Source organism: Roseateles sp. P5_E1, from assembly GCF_054049335.1.
On sequence record NZ_JBFUMN010000364.1, the window covers coordinates 1 to 572 of the forward strand.

The following is a 572-nucleotide window of genomic DNA, read 5'->3' on the forward strand; positions in this document are numbered from 1 at the left end:
CATAGATGCCGCCGGTGCCGGTCGGCTCGCTGCTGGCCTCGGCGGTCAGGTCGAAGCCGTCCTGCTCGGCCAGGCCACGCGCCATCGCGCCGCCGGCGTCATCGCCCAGGGCGCACAGGAAGGTGGTCGACGCACCCGCGCGGCGTGCCGCCACGGCCTGGTTGAAGCCCTTGCCGCCGGGACCGGTGCTGTAGCGCCCGGCGATGGTCGCGCCCGGGGCCGGGAGCGATTCGCAACGCCAGACATGGTCCACATTGAAAGAACCGACAACGACGACAGTGTTACTCATAAAGACTGTTTCTCAGGAAGCGGATATCAGCTGAAATGCGTCAGCACGCCGGCGATGGTCGCCGTCATGAAGGTGGCAATGGTACCGCCGAGCACCGCACGCAGGCCGAACTTGGCCAGATCGTGGCGACGCTCGGGGGCCAGGCCACCAATACCACCGATCTGGATCGCGATGGAGCTGAAGTTGGCAAAACCGCACAGCGCGTAGGTGGCGATCAGGCGACCCTCGGAAGACAGGCTCACGCCCGGCACCTGGCCGTTCACGATTTTGGACAGCTCCGAGT

2 protein-coding genes are annotated in these 572 nt (G+C 66.3%); both read right to left on the reverse strand.

Annotated elements, in window-relative coordinates; all coding sequences use genetic code 11:
* Window positions 1–289, reverse strand: a 289-nt coding sequence (locus tag ACXJKJ_RS31545; RefSeq protein WP_457395621.1) for a PfkB family carbohydrate kinase, incomplete at its 3' end; no start/stop codon positions are given.
* 26 nt (window positions 290–315) lie between these two features.
* Window positions 316–572: nucleoside transporter C-terminal domain-containing protein (locus tag ACXJKJ_RS31550; protein ID WP_457395623.1), on the reverse strand; the 257-nt coding region annotated here is incomplete at its 5' end.